The organism is Hymenobacter actinosclerus (assembly GCF_900111515.1).
Lineage (GTDB): Bacteria > Bacteroidota > Bacteroidia > Cytophagales > Hymenobacteraceae > Hymenobacter > Hymenobacter actinosclerus.
This window is the reverse complement of sequence record NZ_FOHS01000001.1, coordinates 167,016-192,023: the sequence shown is the minus strand read 5'-3', so window position 1 is coordinate 192,023 and position 25,008 is coordinate 167,016. Positions and strand designations below refer to the sequence as shown.

20 protein-coding genes are annotated in these 25,008 nt (G+C 62.6%); 12 read left to right on the top strand and 8 right to left on the bottom strand.

All coding sequences use genetic code 11. The features are described 5' to 3' along the window. The 3 genes from BMY67_RS00830 to BMY67_RS00820 form a co-directional block, all read left to right on the top strand. The coding region (locus BMY67_RS00830; protein ID WP_143069712.1) for a DUF4249 family protein at window positions 1–540 on the top strand (540 nt) is incomplete at its 5' end. A gap of 67 nt (window positions 541–607) precedes the next feature. Further along, on the top strand, window positions 608–1,810 hold the full coding sequence (locus tag BMY67_RS00825) for a DUF4249 domain-containing protein (protein ID WP_245744819.1): 1,203 nt from the start codon (window positions 608–610) through the stop codon (window positions 1,808–1,810). An 18-nt stretch (window positions 1,811–1,828) separates the two neighbouring features. Next, on the top strand, window positions 1,829–4,279 hold the full coding sequence (locus tag BMY67_RS00820) for a hypothetical protein (protein ID WP_143069651.1): 2,451 nt from the start codon (window positions 1,829–1,831) through the stop codon (window positions 4,277–4,279). Between the two features lie 159 nt (window positions 4,280–4,438). Here the strand turns inward: BMY67_RS00820 and BMY67_RS00815 are convergent, their stop codons facing one another. Both BMY67_RS00815 and BMY67_RS00810 read right to left on the bottom strand, forming a co-directional pair. Continuing rightward, on the bottom strand, window positions 4,439–5,029 hold the full coding sequence (locus BMY67_RS00815) for a ferritin-like domain-containing protein (protein ID WP_092767386.1): 591 nt from the start codon (window positions 5,027–5,029) through the stop codon (window positions 4,439–4,441). Window positions 5,030–5,103: 74 nt separating this feature from the next. Continuing rightward, window positions 5,104–5,631, bottom strand: coding sequence for a DUF1684 domain-containing protein (locus BMY67_RS00810; RefSeq protein ID WP_092767385.1), 528 nt, complete (start codon window positions 5,629–5,631; stop codon window positions 5,104–5,106). A gap of 241 nt (window positions 5,632–5,872) precedes the next feature. Here BMY67_RS00810 and polA point away from each other — a divergent pair, with 241 nt between their 5' ends. The 3 genes from polA to BMY67_RS00795 all read left to right on the top strand — a co-directional run bounded on the left by polA (window position 5,873) and on the right by BMY67_RS00795 (window position 11,122). Then, window positions 5,873–8,791, top strand: coding sequence for a DNA polymerase I (polA, locus tag BMY67_RS00805; RefSeq protein WP_092767383.1), 2,919 nt, complete (start codon window positions 5,873–5,875; stop codon window positions 8,789–8,791). Window positions 8,792–9,627: 836 nt separating this feature from the next. Then, window positions 9,628–10,059 (top strand): DoxX family protein, encoded by a 432-nt coding sequence (locus tag BMY67_RS00800; protein ID WP_092767381.1) that lies wholly within the window; start codon window positions 9,628–9,630, stop codon window positions 10,057–10,059. A 31-nt stretch (window positions 10,060–10,090) separates the two neighbouring features. Next, a complete protein-coding gene (locus tag BMY67_RS00795) occupies window positions 10,091–11,122 on the top strand; it encodes a YpdA family putative bacillithiol disulfide reductase (RefSeq protein WP_092767380.1) in 1,032 nt (343 codons plus the stop codon). Between the two features lie 76 nt (window positions 11,123–11,198). On the opposite strand, the gene BMY67_RS00790 is transcribed toward BMY67_RS00795, so the two are convergent. The 3 genes from BMY67_RS00790 to BMY67_RS00780 form a co-directional block, all read right to left on the bottom strand. Then, window positions 11,199–12,623: an SGNH/GDSL hydrolase family protein gene (locus BMY67_RS00790; protein WP_218144586.1), complete on the bottom strand. Its 1,425-nt coding sequence runs from the start codon at window positions 12,621–12,623 to the stop codon at window positions 11,199–11,201. 27 nt (window positions 12,624–12,650) lie between these two features. Then, window positions 12,651–13,898, bottom strand: coding sequence for an OmpP1/FadL family transporter (locus BMY67_RS00785; RefSeq protein ID WP_092767376.1), 1,248 nt, complete (start codon window positions 13,896–13,898; stop codon window positions 12,651–12,653). A 174-nt stretch (window positions 13,899–14,072) separates the two neighbouring features. Continuing rightward, window positions 14,073–14,891 (bottom strand): cyanophycinase, encoded by an 819-nt coding sequence (locus tag BMY67_RS00780; RefSeq protein ID WP_177189633.1) that lies wholly within the window; start codon window positions 14,889–14,891, stop codon window positions 14,073–14,075. A 325-nt stretch (window positions 14,892–15,216) separates the two neighbouring features. Between BMY67_RS00780 and mgtE the strand changes: the two genes are divergently transcribed. Next, window positions 15,217–16,602 (top strand): magnesium transporter, encoded by a 1,386-nt coding sequence (gene mgtE / locus BMY67_RS00775; RefSeq protein WP_092767372.1) that lies wholly within the window; start codon window positions 15,217–15,219, stop codon window positions 16,600–16,602. Window positions 16,603–16,776: 174 nt separating this feature from the next. Beyond that, window positions 16,777–17,139, top strand: a complete 363-nt coding sequence (locus BMY67_RS00770) for a hypothetical protein (RefSeq protein WP_092767370.1) — start codon at window positions 16,777–16,779, stop codon at window positions 17,137–17,139. 516 nt (window positions 17,140–17,655) lie between these two features. Here the strand turns inward: BMY67_RS00770 and arfB are convergent. Together arfB and BMY67_RS00755 are read right to left on the bottom strand one after the other, a co-directional pair. Continuing rightward, window positions 17,656–18,063: an alternative ribosome rescue aminoacyl-tRNA hydrolase ArfB gene (gene arfB / locus BMY67_RS00760; RefSeq protein ID WP_092767366.1), complete on the bottom strand. Its 408-nt coding sequence runs from the start codon at window positions 18,061–18,063 to the stop codon at window positions 17,656–17,658. Window positions 18,064–18,253: 190 nt separating this feature from the next. Next, window positions 18,254–18,682, bottom strand: coding sequence for a hypothetical protein (locus BMY67_RS00755; protein WP_092767364.1), 429 nt, complete (start codon window positions 18,680–18,682; stop codon window positions 18,254–18,256). Between the two features lie 138 nt (window positions 18,683–18,820). Here BMY67_RS00755 and BMY67_RS00750 point away from each other — a divergent pair, with 138 nt between their 5' ends. The 3 genes from BMY67_RS00750 to BMY67_RS00740 all read left to right on the top strand — a co-directional run bounded on the left by BMY67_RS00750 (window position 18,821) and on the right by BMY67_RS00740 (window position 23,158). Beyond that, window positions 18,821–20,872 carry a M13 family metallopeptidase gene (locus tag BMY67_RS00750; RefSeq protein ID WP_092769515.1) on the top strand — a complete coding sequence of 684 codons (2,052 nt, stop codon included), beginning with the start codon at window positions 18,821–18,823 and terminating at the stop codon, window positions 20,870–20,872. 118 nt (window positions 20,873–20,990) lie between these two features. After that, window positions 20,991–21,707 (top strand): head GIN domain-containing protein, encoded by a 717-nt coding sequence (locus BMY67_RS00745; RefSeq protein ID WP_092767362.1) that lies wholly within the window; start codon window positions 20,991–20,993, stop codon window positions 21,705–21,707. A gap of 164 nt (window positions 21,708–21,871) precedes the next feature. After that, window positions 21,872–23,158, top strand: a complete 1,287-nt coding sequence (locus BMY67_RS00740; RefSeq protein ID WP_092767360.1) for a hypothetical protein — start codon at window positions 21,872–21,874, stop codon at window positions 23,156–23,158. Between the two features lie 51 nt (window positions 23,159–23,209). Here BMY67_RS00740 and BMY67_RS00735 read toward each other — a convergent pair whose 3' ends face one another. Next, the gene (locus BMY67_RS00735; protein ID WP_092767358.1) at window positions 23,210–23,800 is read right to left on the bottom strand and encodes a hypothetical protein; all 591 of its coding nucleotides are present in this window, start codon (window positions 23,798–23,800) and stop codon (window positions 23,210–23,212) included. Between the two features lie 160 nt (window positions 23,801–23,960). On the opposite strand from BMY67_RS00735, the gene BMY67_RS00730 reads away from it, so the two are divergent. Next, a complete protein-coding gene (locus BMY67_RS00730) occupies window positions 23,961–24,908 on the top strand; it encodes a 3-oxoacyl-ACP synthase III family protein (protein WP_092767356.1) in 948 nt (315 codons plus the stop codon). Window positions 24,909–25,008: the final 100 nt, after the last annotated feature.

Genomic DNA, 25,008 nt, shown 5'->3' with positions numbered 1-25,008 from the left:
ACGGCGGGCCTGAGCCAGGACCGCGTGCGCGACTTCCGCCTGCGCGTGCTGCCGCTCAACTCCAACCGCCTCTTCAGCCGCTACAGCCTGCGCGTGCGCCAGCAGGTGCTCACGCGCGAAGAGTACGACTACTGGCAGCTGCTGGCCAAGAACAGCGAGAACATCGGTACGCTCTTCGACGCCCAGCCCAGCCAGCTCACGGGCAACGTGCGCAGCCTCGACGAGGGCAGCGGCGGACTGCCCGCCCTCGGCTTTGTGGGCGCGCACTCGGTCAGCGAAAAGCGCATCTTCGTCGACCGCACCGAGCTGCCCGCCGGCAGCAACCCGCTCAACGGCTACGAAGCCTGCGATCCGCCTGTCAAAATTGACCTTTGTAAACCGCCAAGTTCAGCACTGGAGAAATCACAAATTTTTTACGCTGCCTTTCATGATGGCAACTTTTTCCCATTCATGCAGGACCCATGCCGTGTTTTAGTCCTTTCCCGCGACTGCGTCGACTGCCGTACCCGCGGCACTACGGTGCGGCCTGCTTTCTGGTAGCAGCGGCCCCCTGACTGCTTACGCCACCCGGTGCTGCTCCATATACATGAACTACCTATCCCCCTCTGTGAAAACGCTCTTACGACCTTGCAGGCAATGGCTGACGCTGCTGGCGCTCGTAACAGGGTTGGCGGGCTGCGTGGAGCCGTACGCGCCCGATGTGATCAATGCGCCACCGAACCTGCTCGTGGTCGAGGGCTTTATCAACGCCGATGGGCCCACCGCCATCCGCCTCTCGCGCACCATTTCGCTGGCCACCAAAACCACCCCACCGCCCGAAGCCAAGGCCAAGCTGCTGATCGAGTTGCAGAACGGGCCCAGCTACGCGCTGACCGAAACCGCGCCCGGCTCCTATACCGGTGCCCCGCTCACGCTGCCCGCCGGCGCGCTCTGCCGCCTGCGCATCAGCACGGCCAAGGGTCAGCAGTACGCCTCCGACTTCGTGCCCGTTAAGCGCACGCCACCCATCGATGAGTTGCAGTGGAAGGCCCAGGACTCAGGCTTCAACTTTTACCTCAGCACCCAGGACCCGACCGGCACCAGCCAGTTCTACCGCTGGGAGTACGACGAAACCTGGGAAATTATCCCTATCTATCGGCCCGATATCCAGTTCTACAGCACCGGGCCCGGCAAGGGGCGGATTGGGGAAATTGCTTCTCCCTACCCTTACCCGGCTAAGTGCTGGGGTAGCGAGCAGTCGCCGAAGATTGTAATAAGCCAGACGGCGGGCCTGAGCCAGGACCGGGTGCGCGACTTCCGCCTGCGCGTACTGCCACTCAACTCCAACCGTCTCTTCAGCCGCTACAGCCTGCGCGTGCGCCAGCAGGCCCTTACCCGCGAAGAGTACGACTACTGGCAGCTGCTGGCCAAGAACAGCGAGAACATCGGCTCGCTCTTCGACGCCCAGCCCAGCCAGCTCACGGGCAACGTGCGCAACCTCGACGAGGGCGGCGATGGCCTGCCCGCCCTCGGTTTTGTGGGCGCGCACTCGGTCAGCGAAAAACGCATCTTTGTGGGCCGCGGAGAATTGCCTGCTGGTACTGTTCCGCTCACGGGCTACGAGGACTGCATGCCGCCCGATATCGTGAACCCCTACGCGGGCGACCCGCCACCCACTGCCGATGAAATAGCCGCCATTTTATTCGCAGCCTTCGCAGACCCCTCCTACATCCCGATTACGCGGGTGCCGGGGCAAGGTTTCTGGGCCAAGTCGGTTGACTGTATCGACTGCCGGACCCGCGGCACGGCCAGCCGTCCCTCCTTCTGGTAGAATCTATTAGATCTCGCTATGCTTTGTCTTCCTCGTTTCCCGTTTCCCCTTCATCGTACCGGCGGACTGCTGCTGGCCGGGCTGCTGGGTTTGGCCACCGCTGCCGCCGCGCAGGCGCCGCTCGATTCGCTCGGCGGCCTCACCGGCCAGCTGGCTCGCCATGCCCGGCAGCTGCCCCGCGAAGAGCTGTTTCTGCACTTCGACCGGCCGCTGTACCTGAGTGGCGAAACCATGTGGTTTAAGCTGTACGCCACTGGCGGCCCCCAGGGGCGGCCGCAGGCCCTGAGCAGTGTGGCCTACGTGGAAGTGCTGGATGCCGGCCGCCGGCCGGTGCTGCGGGGCAAAGTACCGTTGCGCGAGGCTACCGGGCAGGGCACGTTTCTGCTGCCCGCGTCGCTGCCGTCGGGCCGCTACACGGTGCGGGCCTACACCCGCTGGATGCGCAACTTCGGTCCTCAGGCTTTCTTCCACGGCACCGTTACGGTCGTGAACACCTTTGCGGCTTCGGGCGCGGTACCAGCCCCCGATTCGGCCGCGCTGGAAGCCCGCTTTTTCCCGGAAGGGGGCGAACTGGTGCGCGGGCTGCGGAGTAAAGTAGCGTTCAAGGTAACCGACAAGCGCGGCCGCGCAGTGGCAGCCACCGGTACCGTGCTCGACGCCCAGGGTACGGCAGTAGCCAATTTCAGCACCCGCCGTGGCGGCATGGGCAGCTTCGAGTTTACGCCCGCTACCGGCGCAGGTGCCTACTCAGCCGTTATCAACCGGGCGGCCGGGCCGGGCCAGCCGCGCCCGCAAGCCTTTACGAGCCGGCTGCCGGCCGTGCGCGAGCAGGGCTACGTGCTGAGCCTGGCCCCGGCGGCCAGCCCCGGCCAGCTTCTGCTGACGGTGCAGAGCACGCCCGGCCAGCCCGAAACGGTGCTGCTGCTGGCCCACGCCCGCCAGCAGGCCGCGCTGGCCCGCCCGCTGCGCCTGCAGAATGGTCGGGCAGAGCTGGTTGTTAATCAGCGCGAGCTGCCCGATGGCGTGTCGCGCTTTACGCTGTTCAGCGAAGCGCGCCAGCCCCTGGCCGAGCGGCTGTTTTTTCAGCGCCCCCGGCACGGCCTGGCCCTCACGGCCCGGCCCGACCAGCCGCGCTATTCGCCCCGCGCGAAGGTGAGCCTGAATGTAGCCGCCACCAATGCGGCCGGCCCCGCCAGCCTCTCAGTAGCTGTGTACCGCCTCGATTCGCTTAGCGCCGCCACCAACCCGACCATCGACCAGTACCTGGGCCTGACCTCGGAGCTGCGCGGATCGGTAGAGAACCCCGGCTACTATTTTGCGGCTACTGGCCCCGAAGCGGAAGCGGCTACCGACGAGCTGCTGCTGGTGCAGGGCTGGAGCCGCTTTACCTGGGCCGATGTGCTGCGGCCCGCGGCGGGCCCACCAGCCTTCCAGCCTGAACTGTACGGCCCCGTGGTGCAGGCCCGCCTGACTCGTGCCAACAGTGAAGAGCCCCGCGCTGGGTTGACCACCTACTTCTCGTCGCCGAGTCGGGTAGTGCGCCTCTATACCGACTACAGCGACGCCAACGGGTTGCTGCGTTTCGAGCCCGGTAACCTCTACGGCCCCCAGACGGTGATGCTGCAAACCGATCCGCGCCAGGACAGCACCGCTCGCATCACGCTGCTCGACCCCTACTCGGAGCAGTTTGCGACCCTGCCCACGCCGCCCGCCTTCGACCTGACGACCCGCTTCCGGACCGATTATGCCCGCCGCCACCTGCAGGCCCAGGTGCAAACCGTGTTTGCGGGCCGCAAGTACGACCGGTACCGGGTGATGCCGACCGACAGCGTGCCGTTTTACGGCCGCCCCGATGCCACTTACCCGCTCGACTCCTACACCCGGTTCAAGGTATTCGAAGAAGTGCTGCGCGAGTACGTGCCGGGCGTAATAGTGCGCATTCGCAACGACGGCTTTCACCTGATGACCATGGACAACATCAGTAAGAGCCTGTTTCAGGAAAATCCTCTGGTGTTGCTCGACGGCGTGCCGGTGTTCAATGTCAACAAGATTATGGCCATGAATCCGCTCAAGGTGCAGCGGCTCGATGTGGTGAACAGCCGCTACTTTCAGGGCGAGGCGGCCTACGACGGCATCGTGAGCTTCCGGACCTACAAGGGCAACCTCGAAGGTTTCCAGCTCGACCCGCGGGTGCTGATTCAGGAGTACGAGGGCCTGCAGGAGAAGCGCGAGTTTTATGCCCCGCGCTACGATACGCCCGAGCAGCAGCGCAGCCGCCGCCCCGATATGCGCGAGCTGCTGTACTGGAACCCGGCCGTAACCGTGGCCGGCTCCGGCACGGCGCCGCAGCCGCTGGAGTTTTTCACCGGCGACCAGCCCGGCCGCTATCTGATAGAAGTGCAAGGCCTCGATGCCACCGGCGCGGCCGGCAGCAGCCGCAGTACCTTCGAGGTGCAGCCCGCCCTCTGATCCGTTGGTTAGTGGCTGTCGGCCAGCAGCTTTTAGATTAGCAGAATGGTGCAAGCGTAAAAAACCGCGGCCCGCGCAACTCCAATCAGGAGTTATGCGGGCCGCGGTTTACTTGGCAGAGAAGCTAGCGGCCGCTAACTGGCAGCGGATAGCGCAACTCTAGGCCGACTGCTTGCCTTCGAGCTTCTTGAGCTTGTCGTAGGTCTGCTGCGACTTTTCGAACTGGCGCTCCACTTCCTGGCGCAGCTGGCCGGTCAGGCTCTGGCTGTCGAGGGCATCCTGGTAGGCTTTAAGGGCCCACTCTTCACCATACACGTTGGCGGCCAGGATGGCTTTTTCGTCGGAGCCGGTGACGGTGGCTTTGGCGTCCATCCAGCGGCGGTAGAGCTTGCCTTTGAGCGTGGTGCCTGTTTCGCGGCCGCCGCCCAGCTGGCGCAGGTGCTGGTTGAGCTGGTTGGCAAACTGCTGGCTCTGGCTTACGAGCTGCTTGTAGTAGCCGGTCAGCTCAGCATCCTTGCTTTCATCCACGGCCCGCTTATAGCCGGCAATCCGGTCGTTCACGAACAGCAGCAGCTCCTGCAGCGTACCGGTTTCGTCGTCGGACACAGCGGTTTTTTTGCCCTGGGTTTTGTTTACCAGGTAGCTCACGCCCAGCGCCAGCAAGGCGCCGCCCACTAGCTTGCCCAGCATGCCGGACGACTTGGCTTTGGTTTTGGGCTCGTTGTTGGAATCAGTTTGGGAAGATTTCATAAGGAAAGTAAGATTAGGTTCACCTGCCTTACGCCAAACCGGGCCACTTAGTTAGCAATCAGACGGTCGGCGGCCTACTGCTGGTGCCGGACGCCCGCTTCCACGGCCACGGGCAGCCGGTTTTCGGGCGGCGGTACGGGGCAGGCGTAGCCCGCGGCGTAGGCGCACGAGGGGTTGTAGGCCTTGTTGAAATCGAGTACCACCTGTCCGCCCCGGATCTGGCCGCGGCGCAGGTCGAGGTAGCGGCCGCCGCCGTAGGAGCCGCGGCCGTTGGTGCGGTCGGTGAAGGGCACGAACAGGTAGTCGCGGTAGGCGGGGTTGGCCAGCAGATCCAGGCCCTGATACACCTGCAGCCGCTGCGGCTGGCCGTTCAGCTCGAACTGCAGTTCGCCATACCGGCGGTATAGCGGCCGGCTGGCCGTGCTGGTAGGCATGGCGAAAACCGGCCCCAGCGAGTCGGGCACGAAGCGGGCCAGCACGCACACCGCGTAATCGGGCGGGTAGAAGGGCAGCCCGGCAAAGGCCCGCCGCTCTTTGGCCGACAGCGGGCTGCGGGCCGGGTCGGTGAACTCGGCGTTCAACTCCTGCTGGAAAACAGCCACCTAGCGGGCATGCTCGGTAGGGCCGGGCCGTTGGGCAGTGGGCTGGGCTGGTAGCGGCGCGGCCGTCAGCAGCAGCAGCCCCGCGGCCAGCAAATAAAACAGTCGGCAAACCATTGGCATCGAAAATAGTAGAGAGAAGGCGCCGCAAGGCGTCGGCACCGGGGCCAAGATACGGCCCGCCCGCCCGCTGCCGCCCAGGGGCTTTCCCATCTCGCCTCGCCCTGCGTACCTTCGCTATCCTATGACCGACTCCGCCGAAACCACTGCTGTTGCCCCCGTTGCTCCCGTCCGCAAGCTGTTCCTGCTCGACGCCTTCGCCCTGATTTACCGCGCCCACTTCGCTTTCAGCAAGAACCCGCGGGTGAACTCCAAGGGCCTGAACACCGGGGCCATTCTGGGCTTTACCAACACGCTGGTGGAGGTGCTGCAAAAGGAAAAACCCACCCACATCGGGGTGGCGTTTGACGCGGCCAAGAAGACGTTTCGGCACGAGCAGTTTGCCGACTACAAAGCCCAGCGCCAGGCCATGCCCGAGGATATCGGCCTGGCCATTCCCTACATCAAGCAGATTATCAAAGCCTTTCACATTCCCATTCTGATGGTGGAAGGCTATGAGGCCGACGACGTGATTGGCACGCTGGCCGGCCGGGCCGAGCAGCAGGGCTTTGGCGAGGTGTACATGATGACGCCCGACAAGGATTACTGCCAGCTGGTAACCGAGTGCGTGAAAATCTACCGGCCGGCCTTCATGGGCAACGCCGCCGAAATCCTCGACGTGGCCCACGTACTGCAACGCTTCGAGATTGAGCGCGTGGAGCAGGTAATTGATATTCTGGGCCTGCAGGGCGACGCTTCCGACAACATCCCGGGCATTCCGGGCATCGGTGAGAAAACGGCCAAAAAGCTGATTCAAGAGTACGGCTCGGTGGAGGGCCTGATTGCTAACGTGGACAAGCTCAAGGGCAAGCAGCAGCAGAACGTGCGCGAGTTTGCCGAGCAGGGCCTCATGAGCAAGGAGCTGGCTACCATTCATTTAAACGTCCCCATTGAGTTTGAGGCCGATAAACTCATCCTCGACCAGCCCGATATTGAGGAGCTGCGCCGCCTGTTCGACGAGCTGGAATTCCGCCAGCTGGCCGCCCGCGTCCTCGGCGACGGAGCCGGCAGCGCGGCCGGCGTGACCAACGGCGGCACCCCCACCCCGCGCGGGGCCCGGCGGCCCTCAGTGGCCGCCGCCGGCCAGGGCAGCCTGTTCGGCGCGTCCTCGGATGCGGCCGTGGCTATCGGGGCCGAGGAGGGCCGCACCGGCCAGGTGGGCGCGCCCGCCGGCCCCCGCCGCACGCTGGAGGACGTGGCGCACCAGTACCATTTGATGGACACGCCCGAGCTGCGGGCCGAGCTGCTGGAGTTCCTGCTGCTGCAAACCGAAGTCAGCTTCGACACCGAAACCACCGGCCTCGACACCATGACCTCGCGGCTCGTGGGCCTCTCGTTCTGCTGGCTGCCCGGCGAGGCCTACTACGTGCCCGTGCCCCAGGATAGCGAGGCAGCCGCCCAGGCCCTGGTGGACGAGTTTCGGCCGTTTTTTGATGCCGAAGGCATTGTAAAAGTGGGCCAGAACATCAAGTACGACCTCACCATTCTCAAGCATTACGGCGTCGAGATTCGGGGGCCGCTGTTTGATACCATGCTGGCCCACTACCTGCTGGAGCCCGACATGCGCCACGGCATGGATGTGCTGGCCGAAACTTACCTGCACTACACGCCGGTGCCCATCACGGCCCTCATCGGCGCCAAGGGCAAAAACCAGAAAACCATGGCCGACCTGCCGCCCGCCGAGGTGGCCGACTACGCCTGCGAAGATGCCGACGTGACGCTGCAACTCAAGCACGTATTCGAGCCGCTGCTAAAAGAAGTGGGGCTACTGGATTTGCTCAACGAGGTGGAAAACCCGCTGGTGCCGGTGCTGGCGGCCATCGAATACGAGGGCGTGAAGATTGATTCGGTGGCCATGGGCGAGTATTCGGCCGAGTTGCAGGGCTACATCACGGAGCTGGAAGGCCAGATTTACCAGGAGGCCGGCGAGGAGTTCAACATCGGCTCGCCCAAGCAGCTCGGCGAAATCCTGTTCGATAAAATGGACCTGGGCGGCAAGAAAATCAAGAAAACCAAAACCGGCCAGTACGCCACCGGCGAGGAAATCCTGAGCCAGCTGGCCGCCGACGCGCCCATCGCGGGCCTGATTCTGGAGTACCGCCAGCTCAGCAAGCTGCGCTCCACCTACGTTGAGGCCCTGCCCCAGCTGGTGTGCGAGCTCGACGGGCGGGTGCATACCAGCTTCAACCAGGCCGTTACGGCCACCGGGCGCCTATCGAGCACCAATCCCAACCTGCAGAACATTCCCATCCGCACCGAGAAGGGCCGCGAAATCCGCAAGGCCTTCGTGCCCCGCGACGCCGGCCACCTGCTGCTGGCGGCCGACTACTCGCAGGTGGAACTGCGCATCATGGCCGACTTCGCGGGCGACAAAACGATGATTGAGGCCTTCCGGCTGGGCCAGGATATTCATACCAGCACGGCCAGCAAGGTGTTCAAAGTGCCGCTGAGCGAGGTGGATGGTGAGATGCGGCGCAAGGCCAAAACGGTCAATTTCGGCATCATCTACGGCATTTCGGCCTTCGGGCTGGCCCAGCGTATCGGCATCGGCCGTAAGGAAGCGGTTGATATCATCGAGACCTACTTCGAGGAGTTTCCGTCGGTGAAGCAGTACATGGACGAGAGCATCAACCGGGCCCGCGAGCTGGAGTACGCCGAAACGCTGCTCGGCCGCCGCCGCTACCTGCGCGACATCAACTCGCGCAACGCCACGCTGCGCGGCTACACCGAGCGCAACGCCATCAACGCCCCCATCCAGGGCACCGCGGCCGACATCATCAAGAAGGCCATGATCAACATCCACGAGTGGCTGGTGCAGGAAAAGCTCGGCACCCGCATGATTCTGCAGGTCCACGACGAACTGGTGTTCGACGCCGTGCGCGAAGAAGTAGCCTACATCACGCCCAAAATAAAGGAACTGATGGCCACCGCGCTACTCCTGCCCCACGGCGTGCCCCTGGAGGTGGAAGTAGGCACCGGCGAGAACTGGCTGCAGGCACATTAGGCAGGGCTTTGCAACCGCATTTGGCTTGTTGGCTGCGCGACTCATCAACTACGACAAGATTATTTTGCCGTCTTTGATTGCTTACTCTGCTACCCGGGTGAACGTATCTTTTGAAATGTAAACTGAATCCTGCGGAAACGTATGGGTTCTACTCAGTATAAGCGTAGTGGCGTTCAGTTCTACAACTTCGTACGGTTCATCTGTCCAATATGAGTTTATTGTTACCGGTAGCGCATTATAGTTAGCCGGAAAAAGCAATTTGCTATCGGGGGTAATCCGTAGTTGGGAGGGTGAATCGTTTAGTTTCCACTGCCCCCACACATTCCCTCGCATTTTACCATAGACATCATAATAGGGAGAACAACTCCCTGTCTCCCGCGTCCAAAGTACTTGGCCGGAGGCAGCGAACGTAAGGGTATTCAGCCCTAAACATCCAGAACCATTATGGCTGCGCCATGGGGAGCCCCCCTTCGAGTATTGCTCTCGGGTCTGGGCAGTTAGTCGCCACTTCGTATCGTTGAGACCAGTAGGCTCGGCTTTCTCTTTAGAGCAGGAGCCGAGCAGAACCAGTAGAAACAAGGGCGCAACGGCATGGATGGGGGTTTTCATAAGCGCTGATGAGTGAAAGAGTGAAATCAATTACCCGTCTGACCATGCTGGTGCCGCAATAGTTGCTTGGGTACCAAAAGACAGGTATCTCACTCTAAAATGCTCCAATTCACCGTTCAGCCAAGCGGAGGTGGGTTCAATTCCAACTAGCAGGAAGCCTACAATCAGCATCTTGGCCGGCCAATGGGCCGTATAGCCCGGAGCCGGCCCTATCCCGGCCCCTTCTTATGGCATCGAAAGCACCCCACACCACCACCCTGCAAAACGTAGCCCGCGGGCTGCTGGGCACTTTTATGGTCGTGGCCGGCACCGGCCACCTCACCTTCCAGCGCCAGGAGTTTCAGGCCCAGGTACCCGATTTTATTCCGCTCGATAAAGACACGACCGTGCTGGCTTCGGGCGTGGTCGAAATCGGGTTGGGCCTGGGGCTGCTGGCGCTGAAGGGCCGTAACCGGGTACGCATGGGCCTGGGGCTGGGACTGTTCTACGCGGCCGTGTTTCCGGGTAATATCCACCAGTACACGCACCACCTGTCAGCTTTCGGCCTCGATACCGACGCCAAGCGCCTGGGCCGCCTGTTCTTTCAGCCCGTGCTGATTGGCTGGGCGCTGTGGAGCACCGGGGCGCTAAAGGCCCTGCTGGCCCGGCGGCCGCTTTAAACAGAACGCCACCGCCGCCCGTTTACCCTGCATGAATGCTTCTGAAACTGAATCCCGCTTCGATGTGGCCGTAATCGGGGCCGGACCGGTGGGGCTGGCCTGCGCGCTGGAAGTGCAGCGGCGGGGCCTGAGCGCCGTGGTGCTCGACAAGGGCGCGCTGGTGAACTCGCTGGTGGGCTATCCTACCAACATGGAGTTCTTCTCGACGCCCGAGCTGCTCGAAATCGGGGGCTACCCCATGACGACGCTGCACTATAAGCCCCTGCGCGAGGACGCGCTCGACTACTACCGCCGCGTGGCCCAGGCCGAAAACCTGACGCTGCGCCTCTACGAGCGGGTGATCGGGCTGGAAGGTGAGCAGGGCCGCTTCACCCTCGTTACCGATAAGGGCCGCCTGCGCACCCGCTACGTGATTGTGGCCACCGGCTTCTACGACCTGCCCAACTACCTGAACGTGCCGGGCGAAAACCTGCCCCACGTGTCGCACTACTACAAGGAGCCCTATGCCCACGCCGAACAGGACGTGGTGATTATAGGAGCCAAAAACTCGGCCGCCAAAGCCGCGCTGCAGCTGCTACGGGCCGGCGCCCGCCCCACCCTGCTCGTGCGCGGCCCCGATATTCCCGATTCGGTTAAGTACTGGATCCGGCCCGACCTCGTCAACCGCATCAACGAAGGCCGCATCGGGGCCCTATTCAACAGCACCGCTACCCGTATTACGCCCGGCGCCGTGGAGGTGGCCACGCCCGAGGGGCCGCGCACGCTCCCGGCGCAGTTCGTATACGCCCTCACCGGCTACCACCCCGATTTCTCGTTTCTGGCGGCCCTGGGCATTGCGTGCGGCACCGACGCGGCCCAGACGCCCGCGCACGACGCCGACACGCTGGAAACCAACCGCCCGGGCCTGTACCTGGCCGGCACCGTGTGCGGCGGCCGCAACACCAGCCGCTGGTTTATCGAAAACGGCCGCTACCACGCCCAGCTCATTGCCGCCCGCCTGGCCGGTGCGCCGGCCCCCAATCTGCCCGAGGTACTGCAGCCCGTACAGCTGGGGAACCGCTGAGTTGAACACGGCTCGACAAAAAAAGCACCCGCCTCAATCGAGGCGGGCGCTTTTTGGTCGTCAGAAGTTCGGCTGGTTACGGGAATTTCACGCCCCGGTAGTCGCTCGGGTTTACCGCCGGCACTTTAGCCTGGTAGGCCGAGTTGATAACCTTGATTATCTCGTTGGCCACAACAGCGTAGCCGCGGGGCGTAGGGTGCACGCCGTCGAGCGAGAACAGGTTACCACTCACGAAGCCGGCCGTGTTGTTTATGCCGTTCACTACGAGGCCATTGGTGGCCACTTTAGAGAAGAAGGCGTTGGCATCGAATACAGCCAGCTCCTTAGACGCAGCTTTGGCGGTAATGGCCGCATTGAAATCCGTCGTGGCTTTCTTCACCGCGGCCTGCTCTACGTCGTCGAGCACAAACAGGCTGGGGATGGGGTTGCCGGCCGACACGCCGAAGGCAGCCGTGGTATCAATGCCGTAGGCCGCCAGAAACAGCGGGAAACCCGCGGCAGGCTGGCCGCTCTGGCCATACACGTAGCGCCATGGGCGACCCGTTTTGGTGTTCAGCAGCCCCAGGAAAGGAGAAGAAATCAACGTAAACAACTGCCGGCCGGTGCCATCTACGGCCTTGATGTCGGCAGTAGTAATCTGCTTGCGGTTGGCCGTAGTAGGTCCGCCAGGGGCAGAACCCGTCTGAATCACCAGGCCAGGCACTTTCAGCCCTTCCAGGGTAGTGCGGAAGCTGGGGCCCACGGTGGTGAAGAACGGAATCGTCGTTACGTCAGGAATGGTAACGACCACGCCTTTGGCGCCGTTGGCAGTCAGGGCGTCAATCAGCTTCGAATTCTTGCTGGTGAAATCAGCCAGCGGAGTGAGGGAGTTGGCCGCGCCGCCGGCCGTGGCGTAGCCCAGCACGTCGTTGTTGCCCAGCCAGTTGGTGAAGAAGGTAGGATTGGAAGCCGCTACCCGCGCCAAGTACGTCTGGCCAGCCTGCGCATCGGGCGTAATCCGCTCGAAGAAGGGGTTGCCCTGCACGCTGCCGTAGCCAGGCGTTTCGATATCCGACAGGCGAATGCCCGGTACACCGAGGTTGTTGATTTTGTCGGTGTACTTGGTGTAAAGCGGTTTGCCGGGGGCCGAACCAGCCCGCAGGGCCAGCTTGTCGGTTACGTTGGCCGTCACGGGAGCCCCGTTTACGATGTTAACCAACCGAATGTAGCCCGAGCCGTTTTCCTGGCCCGCACCGAACAGCGGCTGCACGAACTCGCCGCCACCAGCCGTAGCGAACTGCTCCGCCAGCAGGGCTGGGTACGACTGCTGCTGGCCGTCCAGATACAAACCACCGTCGGAGTAACCGGCCGTCAGCGAGTTGCCCACGGCAATGTAGTTGGAGAAGTCGGCCGTGCCGCTGCTGGGCTTGAAGTCTTTCTCCAGGTCGGGCTGGCAGGCGCTCAGGCCGAGGCCCAGCAGGGCCAGCATCGGCGCAGATTTGCGAAATAAAGTAGTATTCATGGAATCAGGAGTGAGTCGCGGTTAGAACTAGAAGGTGTAATTCAGGCCGATGCCGGGAATCACGATGTTGGTCTTGTAGGTGCCGGCAATCCGGTCGGTGGTGCCATTGGTCACCAGCTCCTGCTGGGTCTGGGTGCGCTTCTTGATGCCGACGTACTGGGCCGAAAGGTCTACGCCGAGCTTGCCGAAGTTGTAGGAGGCACCGATGGTACCGCTGAGACGGTCGTTGTCGGGCGTTTCAGGCGTTACGAAACCTTCCTTCACCGGGCTCTCATCATACGAGCCGCCGGCGCGCACTACCAGGCCGCTGGTGAGCTTGTACTGGGCACCCAGGCGGAACGTGAGGGCGTCCTGGTATTCCCGACGCGACTCGCTCACTTTCGAGCCGTTGATATCCTGGTCGAATTCGAAGCGCAGGGTTTTGTAGGCGCTCCAGTTGGCCAGGCTGGCATCGAGGCCGATGGTCAGGTTTTCGGTGGGCATAATGCCGAAGCCGATGCTGGTAGTGGCAATCAGGGGCAACGTAGCCGAGAACTTGGTGGCCAGGAAACGAGGCTGGAAAGTAGCCGGAATGTTGGTAAAGGTTACGTCGCCGTCCTTTACCTGGGCATCAATCTTCGAGCGGTAGTTGATACCTACGCTCAGCTTTTCGGAAGGCTTGAAGAAAATACCGGCATTGAAGCCCAGCTTGGTTTCGGCCTTGCCGTCGAGCTCGATATGGCCGTACGAGTCAGGCAGCGGCACGTCGCGCTGCAGGTTCACGGCGCCGTAAGCCAGCACTACCAGGCCGGCCCCGATGCTCAGCTGGTCGGTAATGGCGTAGCTGACGGTGGGCTGCACGAACACCGACTTCAGGTCGATGTCAGTCAGAGCCGTGCGGCCTTCCCAGCCATCGGCGTACTGCAGCTTGCTGCCGAAGGGCGTGTACACGGCAATGCCCGCCCGGAACTTGCCTTCCTGCGGGCCGAAACCGGCAAACAGGCTCACCGGCGTAACCACGCTGTTGCGCAGTTCGCGCTGCTGGTTGCTGCCTTCCGCCACAAACGAGTTGCGGGCAAACGTGAAGTTGGCACCAATCTGCACGCCCCGGTCGCGCACCATGGCCAGGGCGCCGGGGTTATAGAACATGGCGGCCTGGTCGAGGGACAAGCCCACGCCGACGCCACCCATGCCGTTGTTTTTGATGCCGGCCAGGGTTACCTGGTAGCCGCCCGCCGAAGCCGCGGTAGCCGTGAGCAGCGCACTTCCTGCAAGAAGTAGAGACTTAAATTTCATACAAAAGGTGAAAAAGTGGAAATTCTGGGGCTTACCGCCCTAAATGTAAGGAAAAACACATTGGTTAGTCGGCAAGCCGAACAAATTTATACTGCGCCTTACCGGGGTGGGTGAGTGCTGACTAAGCAGCCGGCAAATGTGCACGGAACCGGCAATAAGCCAAGCCGCGGCGCCTCAAGCCGAATTGCGGATTTCGCAGGTAGTCAGGTCGAGCTGCTGGCCCGCTACCAGCAGGTGCAGGCGCAGGTCTTGGCAGCTTACGGGCTCGCCCCGCCCAATGCGGCCCAGGTTGGTACCGTGCAGCGCGCGCGCATCCAGCACGGTGGCCACGCCGTCGCCGAACACGGTGGCGTGCCGGCCACCGCGGATAATCAGGCCGGTTTCTTCCGACAGGCCCAGGCCCAGGCAGGCGGGGTGGGCCAGCAGCGCGTGGGCCAGCCGCCCGAAGCGGCCGCGCTCGGCAAAATGCTGGTCGATGAACAGGCGCGGCAGCAGGTTGAGGCCCGCGCCGGTTTTGATGCCGCCTTTGCGCAAGGAGCGCCAGCCGTAGCCGTCGATAATCATCTGCTCGGGCAGGGCCGCAGCCCCGGCGCTGGTTCCGGCCACGATAAAGGCGGCGTCGTGCTGGAAGCGCTGCTGCAGCTGGCGGGCAAACTCGGTGCCGGCCAGCAGCTCCAGCAGGCGCTCCTGGTCGCCGCCCGAGAAAAACACGAGGCCCGCCCGGGCCAGGCGGCGCAGGGTGGCCGGCGCGTCGGCCGACTGATGCTCGCTGATGGGCAGGTAGCGGGCGGCCGGGCAGCCCAGCTCGCGGAACGACCGCTCGTAGGCCGCGCCGGTCATGGCCGCGTTGCGCCAGGAGGCGGCCGTTACTATTTCGACCGGCGTTTCGGGAGTCGGCAGCAGCTCGCCGAGCAGGGCCAGCATGGCGTCGTCGTCGCCGCCGCCAAGGGCGACGAGCGTGCCGAGAGGGAAGGCGGCGGGCGTTTGGGGCATGGCAGAGCGGCGGGAGCGAGTTCCAAAAGTACACCCCCCATTGGATTCGGCAAGCCCAACGGCCATTACGGCGGCCACCGCTCCGGCCATTCGGCCGGGCCGGCGGCCACGCAAACCGGGCGGGGCCGGGCGGCACCGGGGCGTCGGCCAACGTAAAACTGGCTTCCGGCGCAGGGCTGGCCCGACTGGCGGGCCGCCGTTGGGGCGGCAGAAAGTTGGGTTTCGCTGAACCGATTAGGTGCGGAAAGCCGTACTTTTGCGCGCCGGTTCGGCCCTGTCATAAATGCCTTCTGCCTAGCGAAAAACTGCTTCTTCCTCTTAGTTCATGAATCAGCACCCGACCCTCGAACACATTACGTCCCTGATTCAGGAAGGCGAGTTCTTTAAGCTCAAGGAAGCCCTCAAACGCTTCGAGCCCAGCGAAGTGGTGGAGCTGCTGGAGGAGGAAGAGGAACGCGAGCAGCTCATTATCTTCCGGCTGCTGCCCCTGCAGCTGGCCACTGAGGTGTTCGAGTACCTGAGCCTCGATATTCAGAAGCACTTTCTGGCCAACCTCAGCCAGGACAAGATGTCGGACATTCTCAACGAGATGTCGCCCGACGACCGCACGGCGCTGCTCGAATTTCTGCCCGACGATTTGGTGCGCGAGCTGATTCAGCGGCTTTCGGAGCCCGAGCGCAAAATTACGCTGGAGCTGCTGGGCTACCCCGAGTCGTCGGTGGGCCGGCTGATGACGCCCAACTACATTGCCATTCGCGAACATTGGACGGTGCAGCAGGTGCTCGACTACATCCGCCGCCACGGCGGGCAGTCGGAAACGCTGAACGTGCTGTACGTAACCGACGAGCGGGGCCGGCTCATCGACGACGTAATTATCCGCGACCTGCTGCTGGCCGACCCTAAAACGCCGGTCAGCGAGCTGCTCAACCGCCGCTTCGTGGCCCTGAATACCATGCAGGACCAGGAAGACGCCATCGACGACTTCCGGCGCAACGACCGGGTGGCCCTGCCGGTTATCAACAGCGAGGGCGTGCTGTTCGGCATCGTCACGATTGACGACATCCTCAACATCCGCGAAGAAGAGGATACCGAAGACATTCAGAAGCTGGGCGGCTCGGAAGCCCTGGACGAGCCCTACCTCGATATTTCCATCTTCCGGATGGTGAAAAAGCGCGGCGGCTGGCTCGTGATTCTGCTGCTGGGTGAGATGCTGACCACCTCGGCCATGCACCACTTCGAGGACGATTTGCAGAAGGCCGCCGTGCTGGCCCTGTTCATTCCACTCATTATTTCGGCGGGCGGCAACGCCGGCTCGCAGGCCACCACGCTCATCATCCGGGCCCTGAGCCTGGGCGAGTTCCGCCTTGGCGACTGGTGGCTGATTATGCGCCGCGAGTTGCTGGCGGGCCTGATGCTGGGTGCCGTGTTGGGCGTAGTAGGATCGATGCGTATCATTCTGTGGGCCAAGTACATCAACCCCGGCTACTTCGGTCCCTACTGGGCGCTGATTGCTGTAACGGTGGGCGTGTCGCTGCTGTTTATTGTGCTATGGGGGGCACTATCGGGGGCTATGCTGCCGCTGCTGCTCAAGCGCGTGGGCCTCGACCCCGCCACTTCGTCGGCCCCGTTTGTGGCCACGCTGGTCGACGTAACGGGCCTGATTATTTACTTCACGGTGGCTACGATGGTGCTGCGCGGCACCTTGCTGTAGGCTCTTTTGGGCTGCTAGCTTTTAGCTGATAGCCAACAGCTTTTTTTTGCAGAACGCAGGCTATCAGCTAACAGCTAGCCGCTAATAGCTTACCCTGGTTGCTGCTATAAAAATTAGCTAACTTTCCTGAGCCTATTTTCGTTAGCAATGCAGAAACCATCCAGCATTGATCTTATGAAAATTCCAGTTGAAAAAGGCCAGGAGAAAGGCTTCCTGTCCGACGGCCGCCACACGGTCGAAATTACGGCCATCGAAGAAGGCCAGAGCGAAAACCAGGGCATCCCGTACTTCGCCGCCCGCATGGAAAACGACGAGGGCTTCGTACTGCAGCGCTTCTACCTCTCCGACGCCGGCCGCCCCGTTATTATGGGCCTCTACGAAACAGTCGGCATCGAGCCCAAAGCTGGCCAGGACCTGGATACCAAGCAGCTCATCGGCAAAAAGCTGTCGGTCGAAGTCGGCGACTACACCTACAACGACCCCAACTCGGGCTCCGAGCGGACGCTGCGCCAAGCCTCGCACTTCCAGCGGGTGTAGGCTGGCATTCTGTTGCAGATTAGAGCCCCCGGTTGCGCCTTTCGTGGTAGCGGTAGGGGGCTTCCCTATTTATAGAGAAAACAGTTTTTTGGAATTGGTTATTTGATAGCGGCGCGGTACCGAAGCCATGCTGGTATCAAAGCCACAATCATGGGTGGCAGCCATAGCCAGAAACCTTGCGCGAGAAACTCTTTTACATTGGTTTCCACACCTAAGCACCTCTTCGCTAGCACTATACCCACAAGCATGAGCGCCATTCCAACGTAGGCACTCCAAGTCCACCAATGGAAAACTGTTTGGCGTGGGGCGGCAGCGAACAGGGGAAGATTACGAAGCCTTCGGTACAGGAGTGCTGGCAACAGCATGTATATTAAGCCAACAGCCATATAAGGCCCCCAACCTACGAGTAGAAAAAGAAAGACAATTCCCAGAGGCGAAAAGAGCAGTATGAGGCCCAGCATTATCGCTAATGCTTTCATTGGTCCCCATTCATAAACGGTCTTTTTGTTAGACTCGCTAAAAATCCACCCGGCCCCGGTTCACCTTTTTGTCGCCATGCTTTTTCTTGGATTCCAAGCGCTTGCGCACGGCGCCTTTGCCGGGCTTGGTGGGGCGGCGGGTTTTGGGGCGGTGCAGGGCTCTGGTGAGCAGCTGATGAAACTTGAGCAGCGCCGTTTCGCGGTTGCGCAGCTGGCTGCGGTCTTCCTGGGCCGTTACCAGCAGCTCGCCTTCCTGGGTGAGGCGCGAGGCCAGCTTCTGGAGCAGCGTCTGCTTCTGCTCGTCGGAGAGCAGCTGCGAGTCGGCCACGCGGAAGCGCAGCTCCACGCGGCTTTCCACTTTGTTTACGTTCTGGCCGCCCGGCCCGCTGCTGCGGCTGGTCTGGAACTGGAGTTCGGGCAGAAAATCGGCGGCGGCAGGGAGCATGGGGGTGAACGTGAGAAATGTGCGGGAATGTGGTAAATGTGAGAAATATTGAGCGGATGTGGGCCGGTGGTGAAGGCGGATGTGGTGCCACGACTGCTGAAGTCGTGGCACCACTATCGTTGAACAGTAACGCCTGGCATCAGCAACGATAGTGGTACCACGACTGAAAAGAGTGGTGGCACCACACCGCTCATATTTCCCACAACAGCCAGCCCAGCAACCCGGCACGGGCAGTCCAGGCGAGGGTGCGGGGCCAGTTGGTGCGTACCAGGCCGTCGATGCTGATGTAGTTGTAGCCGTCGCGGCCGAGGCGGTTGTGGAAGGGCACGCTGAGCAGAAAGGTGCTGGCCCAGGCCAGCAGCACCAGCGCCAGCTGGCCCCAGCGGGCGGCCGGACTCAGGGCCGCGCCCTGCCAGGCCAGCCAGCCGGCCGCACCCAGCTCCAGCAGCATGGGCGCCATCACCACCCAACTCATGCGGGTGGAATGCTCGCGGTGAAACTGCGCGAACTGCGCCGGTTCTACCCGGGCAAAGCCGGGGTAATGCACGAGCTGCACCGTCCAGATAAGGCCGGTGAGGTAGGCAGACAGGCCGAAGTTGAGCAGCAGCAGATGATTCACGTTGCGTTTTTGATGGTGGGCTATTCGGTTTTCCGGGCCCAGGGTTGCGTTTTTTGGAAGGGCTTGATTAGCCGCTCGTTCCTGTTACCTTTCCCCGGCAAACAAACAACGCGCAACGAAAAACAAACAACGAAAAATATGAAGCACTTTTTTCGTCCGGGCCTGCTGGCGGCCCCGCTGCTGGGGCTGGCCGTGGCCGCCTGCGGCCCCAACACCAAAACCGGCGCGGCCAGGCCCGACTTGCTGAGCGCCAACCTCGATACCACCGTGCGGCCCGGCGACGACTTCTACAACTACGCCAACGGCGCCTGGTTCAAGCAGCACGCCATTCCGGCTTCGGAAAGCAGCTGGGGCATTGGCAAGGAAGTGCAGAACGAAATCTATGCCCGGCTGCGCAAGCTCAACGAAGACGCGGCCCGGGCCAACGCGGCCCCCGGCTCGACGGAGCAGAAAATCGGTGATTTCTGGGCCACGGGCATGGACAGCGCCACGGTGAACAAGCAGGGCCTGGCGCCGCTGCAGCCCGAGCTGACGCGCATCGCCAACATCAGCACCGTGACGGGGGTGCAGTCGGCCATTGCGCGGCTGCAGCTGCTGGGCGTGAATGCGCTCATCGGCCCCTACGTGGGCCAGGATGCCAAGAACAGCGACAAAATGGCCCTGCAGCTCTGGCAGGCGGGCCTCGGGCTGCCCAACCGCGACTACTACTTCAACAAGGATGCGCGCACGGCCAACATCCGCCAGGAATACGAGAAGCACCTGAACAGGATGTTTGCGCTGCTGGGCCAGGATGCCGCCACGGCCCAGGCCAGCACGAAGCGGGTGCTGGGGCTGGAAACCAGGCTGGCCGGCGTTTCGCGCAAGCTCGAAGCCCTGCGCGACCCCTACGCCAACTACAACAAGATGTCGCTGTCCCAGCTCGACAACCTCACGCCCGGCCTCAATTGGAAGCCCTGGCTGGCCGAAATGGCCTATGCCAAGGCCGACACCGTGATTGTGGGCCAGCCCGAGTTCTACCGCGAAGCCGGCCGCCTGCTGCGCACCGCCCCGCTCGCCGACTGGCAGGCCTACCTGCAGTGGCAGCTGGTGCACACCTACGCCCCCACCCTGAGCCACGATTTCGACCAGGAAAACTTCCGTTTCTATGGCACCGTGCTGCGCGGGGCCACCGAGCAGCGCCCGCGCTGGAAGCGGGTGCTCGATGCCGAGGAAAATGCCCTGGGCGAGGTGCTGGGCCAGCAATTCGTAAAGGAGTACTTCACGCCCGAAACCAAGCAGCGCTACGAAAAGCTCACCGAAAACATCATGGCCTCGTTCCGCGAGCATATCGGGGCGCTGGACTGGATGAGCGACTCGACCAAGCAGAAGGCGCTGGTGAAGCTGGGCAAAATCAGCCGCAAGGTGGGCTACCCTGATAAGTGGAAAGACTACTCGTCGCTGGAAATCAAGCGCGACTCGTACGCCGCCAACGTGATGCGGGCCAACGAGTGGCGCTACCGCTACGAGGCCCGCAAGCTCGGCCAGCCCGTCGACCGCACCGAGTGGGGCATGACGCCCCAGACCTACAACGCCTACTACAACCCCAGCAACAACGAAATTGTGCTGCCGGCCGCCATCTTCTCCATCCCGGGGTTGCTGGATGCCGACGCCGACGACGCCATCATCTACGGCTACGCCGGGGCCAGCACCATCGGCCACGAGCTCACCCACGGCTTCGACGACGAGGGCAGCCAGTTCGATGACAAGGGCAACCTGCGCAGCTGGTGGACCAAGGCCGACCGCCAGGCCTTCGACCAGCGCGTGCGCGGCATTGTGCGCCAGTTCAACGGCTACCAGGCCCTCGACTCGCTGCACATCAACGGCAAGGCCACGGCCGGCGAAAACATTGCCGATCTGGGTGGCATCGTCATCGGGCTCGATGCGTTCAAGAAAACCGAGCAGTACAAGAAGGGCGAGAAAATTGGAGGCCTCACGCCGGTACAGCGCTACTTTTTAGGCTACGCCCTGGGCTGGCAGGTGCACCAGCGCCAGGAAAACCTGGCCCAGGCCCTGCTCACCGACGTGCATTCGCCGGCCCAGTACCGCATCAACGGCCCCTTCGCCGACGTGCCGGCCTTCTACGAGGCCTTCGATGTGCAGCCCGGCGACAAGTTCTACCGGCCCGATTCGGCGCGTGTGAAAATCTGGTAATTCGAAAATAACGCGCCGGCCGACCAGTACAGCCGGCGCGCTTTTTTCGGGGCCGGGCAACGGCTGCCCGCGGCGCCGCATCTACCCCTGCAAGCCTTCCACCTTACCCCCTTACGCCATGAAAAGCCTTCGTTTTCTGCTGCCCGGTCTGCTGCTGGCCCTGCTGCTGACCACCTTCCAGAGCTTTGCCGCCAGCACCCGCGAAACGCGCACCGTAGCGCCCTTCACCGCCGTGGGCCTGGGCGGCCCGATGCAGGTTATCTTCCGCCAGGGCAGCCCCCAGAAGGTGGAAGTAGAGGGCGACGCTGAGGATCTGGCCCACCTCGAAACCATCGTTGAAGACGGCCAGCTGCGCATCAATACCAAGCGGGAAAACCGCCTGATCAACTCCTACAGCTTCCGCAGCAAAGTAACCATCTACGTTACCGCGCCCACCGTCACGGCGCTGTCGGTGGGCGGTTCGGGCAGCCTGCGGGCCGCCGACCCCATCCGGGCCGGCAAGCTGCGGCTGGCCGTGGCGGGTTCGGGCAGCCTGCAATTGGCTGGCGTAACGGCCGATGAGCTCAGTTCGTCGGTGTCGGGTTCGGGCAGCCTGAAAGTGGGCGGCGGCAGCGTGGCGAGTCAGCAAATCAGCATCAGCGGCTCGGGCGGCGTGCAGGCCGACCAGCTGCAAAGCAAAACCTGCAACGTGCGCGTAGCCGGCTCGGGCAGCTGCCGGGTGCAGGCCACCGAAACCCTCGACGCCCGCCTGGCCGGCTCGGGCAGCGTGTACGTGCGCGGCAACCCCCGCGTGAGCAGCTCCACGGCCGGCAGCGGCCGGGTACACAAGCTGTAGAAAATCCCGAATTGCAGCCCTTTGAACCATAAAGCCTGCATCCGAAGCCGCACTGCTGCAGCTTCGGATGCAGGCTTTACGATTGATATAGCATCGTTTAAACCAGACATAAAGCGGCCCTTCCATCATCTGAATAAGCCTTTGCCGAAACCCTTATTGCTACCATGCGAACTTTTACGTTTCCTGATCTTCCGCCCCTAAAGGACTTCCAGTTTTTAACCGATTCTTCCGGTTACGTCCTCACCCAGGCGGGGCAGCTGTATCGTTTTACGGGTGAGCGCACTACGCTGGTGGCCACGCCCCCGCAGTTCAGCGTTTCGCATTTCTACTTCCGCAACCCGGCCCATGGGGCGCTGGTGGGAGTTTCGCAAGCTCCGGAGCCGCCGGTGCGCCAGGGGGCCGTTGGGGCGGCGGCCCTGCCACTGGCTCTGCTGCTGTGGCTGGCCTGGCGAGGGCAGCACCGGCCGCTGGTCCGGTCGTTTTTTTTCGGTTTAGGCATGCTACTGCTGTGCGGGGGCCTGCTGGTTTCGTGTACCGGCTGGCAGCAGTACCGTACCCCCGACCCCGGCTCGCCCCACACCATGCTACTCACCCACAACCCTTTGGGTACTCAGGCAAGTCCCCATATCTACCTCCCCAATAAGGGCCAGAAGTCCTTTATCGCGCTTACCGACGACCATGGCAGCAACTGGGAAACGCAGCAGTTGCCCACCAACTTCTACCCGACGGCCCTGGCCCCCATGGGCCGTAATTTTTTGGTTGGCACCTACGCCAACGAGCAGGAGGGCCCTATTGCGTTGCACGGCGACGGCGACATTTTTATTTACGGTACCGATGCCACGCGCACGCCCCAACTGGCCAACAATTCCAAGCAGCGGCCCTACACGATTGGCGTAAGCCGGGGCATTACCGGCCTGCTGGTGTCGGCCCTGGATTCGGCCCTTTATGTGTTTGGCAGCGAACGAATGCCCACTCTCCCCAACGGTGTGATGAGTGGCACGCCGGGCAACATCTACGTGCTGCCTGCCAGCTTGCAGTCGCCCACCCGGCTAATCAACACGCCCGATACGGTTGATGTGGAGTCGCTTTCGCAGGCGCGCACGGGCGAAATCTGGGTGACCATGGCCGGGCGAAAGCCGCAGTTGCGCAACCACAGGCTGGTATACACCGCGCTGCCCACTAAGCGGCTGCTGCGCTTCCGGGGTGGGCAGTGGCAGCCCGTAACGGTTCCGCCGTTCAGCAGCTTCGAGCAGGTGGCGTTTGTGCCGGGCGCCGCTACCGGCTACTTGCTGACGGCCACCGGCGAAGTGCTGGAAACCCGTACCGATGGCGCCGCGTGGCACCCGCTGGCCAGTAAGGCCGTGCGCCAACTGCATCCCTGCCAGCAGGGCATCACCTGGCTGCAGGGCGATAACCAACTGGTCTTCTACCCCACGCTAGCTAAGGAATAGTAGGCCAATTGCTCAGGGCCGGCGCGCCCCGGGTACGCAGCCCTTGCTACTTTAAAAATCGAACAGCCCGCCGCCTTTGCCTTTCTCCTTCTTTTTAGGTTTAGACTTTTTCTTGTCTTTGCCATCGAAGATGCCGCCCAGGAAGCTGGTTTTCTCCTTGATGATAATGTAGCGCACGGAGAAGGCCGTGGGAAAGCGCGCCCAGTCGGCGGAGTTGATTTCGACCGTGGGCTTGAAGTCGACGCTGAGCACCAGTGGCACGAAGGCCACTTTGTATTCGGCGCCGATGATGGCATCGAAACCGCCGAACGTGCCGTCGTCTTTGTGGTGGCCGAGGTGGCCGCCGGCGCCGAGGTAGTAGTTGAGGCTGGGGCCCAGGATGCCGAAGTGACGCTCGGCCAGTACCGTAGCGCTTATTTCGCGCGAGCTGGCCAGCGCCAGGCCTTCGAGCGTGGCTTTGGGAAGGATTTTCTGCTGTACTGTGAGACCGTACTGGCCTCCGCCCAGGCGCAGGCCGGCGGCGGTGATATACTTCTGGGCGTGGGCGGCCGCTGGGGTCAGTGTGGCGGCGGCCGTTAGTAGCAGGCCGGCAAATACGCCGGCGCGGCGGCTGGCCGGGCAGGCAAAATACGGAAAGGTCATAATCTTATGAATGGGTAGTTGAACCCAGCGCGGGGCGACACGTTGAGGCAACCAGCGAGGTACAAAGTACGTCGGTAAGGCGCAATAACGTAGTGCTCTGCTCAAACCGCGTACCTTGCAGCCTTATTTTTTCGCCCCCCCTCTACCGCTCCACCCACCCGTGTATATTCATCAGGTCGCGGCCTACCTGCCCGCCGACGTCATCGACAACGCCCATTTCACCCGCCTCAACGGTCTGTCCAACGAGTGGATAACGGAGCGCACCGGTATTCGGGCGCGGCGCAAAGCGTCGCCCGGCGAAAACACCAATACCATGGCCATTGAGGCCACGCGCCGGGTGCTGGCCCAGACTTCCGACTTCGCCGCCCCCGACGTAGACCTGATTGTGGCCGGCACCTACACGCCCCACGACACCATTTACACGGTGGCCCACGCCGTGCAGCGCGAAATCGACGTGTCCGATATTCCGGTCGTGAGTATTTCCTCGGCCTGCTCGTCGCTGCTGAACGCCATTGAGATTGTGGAGGGCTACTTTGCCATGGGCAAAGCCCGCCGGGCACTGGTGATTGTGAGCGAGCACAACACGGCCTACAACAACGAAGACGATACCGTAGCCGGCCACCTCTGGGGCGACGGCGCGGCGGCCCTGCTGATTTCCAAGGAGCGCCTCGCCCCCACCGACCTGCGGGTGCGCGACATCCGCACCGGCGGGGCCGGCAACATCGGCAAGGCCGACGAGTCGGTGACGCTCAAGCCCGTGGAGCGCGGTATTGTGATGCCCTACGGCAAGGACGTGTTCATCCACGCCTGCACCTACATGACCCGGGTAACGCAGGAAATCCTGGCCCGCAACGCTGTATCAGTCGAGGAGCTGACCTACCTGATTCCGCACCAGGCCAACCTACGCATCACCAAAAACGTGCTCCAGCAGTTGGGCCTGCCCGAGGAGCGGGCCGTGTCCAACATTGAGGACCTGGGCAACACCGGCTGCGCGGGTGCCGCCATTGCCCTGGCCTCCACCTGGCCCGAGCTGCGCCCCGGCAACCAGGTAGTGGTAACGGTTTTCGGCGGCGGCTACTCCTACGGCGCCATGCTGCTGGAGCGGTGAGATGGTGATTTGGTGAGATGGTGAAATGGTGAGCTGACGTTCCGGGGGCCTGGCGGCGCAAATGGCGCAATCAGGCCCCTGGAACGGCAGTTCACCATTT